Below are 2,593 nucleotides of genomic sequence, written 5' to 3'. Positions count from 1 at the left end.
ATGGAATTTTTATATGTTCCAAATCCATGGTTTGCGTAAGGTACATGCCGACCCGCATCCCGGCAATTTCTTGGTCAGCGAAGAAAATACCTTGATCGCTATCGACTTCGGCTGTATCAAAGCGGTGCCCGACGAATTCTACGTGCCCTATTTCGAATTGGCGAAAAAGGAGAGTATCGAAAACGACACGATCTTTACCGAAAAGATGTACGAACTGGAAATCTTGACCGCAACCGATTCCCCGGAGGAGCTCAAATTCTTCAAAGTCTTGTTCAAAGAGATGTTGACACTTTTTACATCCCCTTTCAACGAAGAGCACTTCGATTTCGGTGCTGATGATTTTTGGACAAAGATTGCCGACCTGAGCGAACGTTATGCAAAAGACAGCCAGATTCGCAAAATGAACGGCAATCGAGGTTCCAAGCACTTCCTATATATGAACCGTACCTTTTTCGGACTTTATAATCTATTGCACGACCTGAAAGCGAAAGTAGCAGTGAACGATTATAAGAAATATCTCCCTAAATAAGTGATTCCTTTTTATTTGTTTATGGAGCCTTTTCAAGAAGGCCTCCCTCAATTGCTGCCATACTGTCGTCCGGAAACAGTTTAAATAGGGTTCATTGTAATCCATGTCCATCAAATTCACTACTTTAGTTTCTTCCCAAGAATTGAAATGCACACTAATTCAAGAACCACTAGCATGTACAACTCAAAAATTACCGGATTAGGGTATTTTGCGCCCGAAAACGTTGTGACCAACGATGACTTGTCCAAAATGATGGATACCAACGATGCATGGATCCAGGAACGTACCGGAATCAAAGAGCGTCGACACGTTATTAAGGGAGACGACACCACGACTACCATGGGCGTAAAAGCGGCAAAAATCGCCATCGAACGCGCCGGAATCGATAAAGACGATATCGATTTTATCGTTTTTGCGACTTTAAGTCCCGATTATTATTTCCCCGGTCCCGGGGTGCTCGTTCAGCGCGATCTGGGCATCAAGACCGTAGGTGCTCTCGATGTCAGAAATCAATGCTCGGGCTTTATTTATGCCATTTCCGTTGCCGATCAGTATATCAAGAGCGGGATGTACAAAAATGTGTTGGTCATAGGCTCTGAGTTGCATTCCCATGGACTAGATATGACGACCCGGGGGAGGGCCGTTTCCGTTATTTTCGGGGATGGTGCCGGAGCCGCCATTCTGACCCGGGAAGAAGATAATTCTAAAGGAATCTTATCGACCCATCTACACTCTGAAGGACAACATGCCGAAGAGCTTTCACTCATTGCACCGGGCATGGGCAAACGTTGGGTCACGGATATTATTGCCGATGATGACGCCGATGACGAATCGTACTACCCGTATATGAACGGACAGTTCGTTTTTAAAAACGCGGTCGTCCGGTTCAGCGAGGTGATTATGGAAGGCTTGAAGATCAACGATCTGCAACCGACGGATATCGACCTTTTGGTGCCACATCAGGCCAATCTCCGTATTTCGCAGTTCATTCAGAAGAAATTCGGGCTGAGCGATGATCAGGTCTTCAATAATATCATGAAATATGGCAATACCACTGCTGCGTCCATACCCATAGCCTTGACCGAAGCTTGGGAATCGGGCAAAGTAAAAGAAGGGAATTTGGTAGTTCTGGCCGCTTTTGGAAGTGGATTTACTTGGGGCAGTGCTATTATCAGATGGTGAAAATGAAAAAGACACTTGTTCTAGGGGCTTCATTAAAACCAAGCCGGTATAGTAACCTTGCGGTAAATCGCCTATTGAATAATGGGATAAATACGGAAGCCTTTGGTTTACGGACGGGTCAAATAGGAGAGGTAGCTATCAAAAGCGATTTCGGGGATTTTCAGGATATTCATACCGTTACCTTATATATAGGTGCAAAACATCAATCTGAATACATCGACCAAATACTTCGATTAAAGCCGAAACGCCTTATCTTCAATCCTGGGACGGAGAATCCCGAACTGTATGAAATCCTCAAAAAAAATGGGATAGAAGTCGAGGTGGCCTGTACTTTGGTGCTTTTGGCTACGGGACAGTATTGAAAGGTTCAAGCCTGCCCGCACTGGAGGGTTCAACTGCAACTATTTCCGTATCAACAGCAATCCTAAAATCGTCAACGAGCCATTGACCGCAATACTGATAAATCCGAAATTGAAATCGAATTGTAAGGCACTGTATAAACTAAGGGCATAGGTGATTACGGGAGCGGCGATGCAAAGTATCGGAACAAATCTGTCCTTGATTTTTACGGTCGTAAACATCCCGAAGAGAAACAGCCCCAATAACGGTCCGTAGGTATATCCGGCGACATTAAAAATCAGGGAGATCACATCACCGCGGCTTTCCGAAAAGGCCATGATGATGATAAACAGCACTACCGAAAATCCGACCAACACCCAATTTTTATACTTCTTCTTTTCGTTTCCCGTTTTTTTCGAAATATCCAAAAAATCATAGGTAAACGAGGTAGTAAGGGCCGTTAGGGCGGAGTCCACGCTTGAAAACGACGCGGCGATTATCCCCAGTAAAAAACTTATTCCTGCAATGAGTCCCAAATGGTCT

General features: G+C 44.7%; 3 protein-coding genes and 1 pseudogene. 3 read left to right on the top strand and 1 reads right to left on the bottom strand.

The genetic code is table 11. The features are described from left to right. The 3 genes from ACEW8S_RS18985 to ACEW8S_RS18975 all read left to right on the top strand — a co-directional run. On the top strand, nt 1–529 hold a 529-nt coding region (locus ACEW8S_RS18985; RefSeq protein WP_373519678.1), incomplete at its 5' end, for an AarF/UbiB family protein. A 174-nt stretch (nt 530–703) separates the two neighbouring features. Then, on the top strand, nt 704–1,711 hold the full coding sequence (locus ACEW8S_RS18980; protein WP_373519677.1) for a 3-oxoacyl-ACP synthase III family protein: 1,008 nt from the start codon (nt 704–706) through the stop codon (nt 1,709–1,711). Between the two features lie 2 nt (nt 1,712–1,713). After that, the gene (locus ACEW8S_RS18975; RefSeq protein ID WP_373519676.1) at nt 1,714–2,073 is read left to right on the top strand and encodes a CoA-binding protein; all 360 of its coding nucleotides are present in this window, start codon (nt 1,714–1,716) and stop codon (nt 2,071–2,073) included. Between the two features lie 39 nt (nt 2,074–2,112). Here the strand turns inward: ACEW8S_RS18975 and ACEW8S_RS18970 are convergent. Then, nucleotides 2,113–2,593: pseudogene (locus ACEW8S_RS18970) on the bottom strand (sodium:solute symporter); the annotation flags it as partial.

This window comes from Pricia sp. (genome assembly GCF_041745955.1).
Classification (GTDB): Bacteria; Bacteroidota; Bacteroidia; order Flavobacteriales; family Flavobacteriaceae; genus Pricia.
The sequence above is the reverse complement of the archived record's forward strand: the minus strand, read 5'-3'. Positions and strand labels throughout refer to the sequence as shown.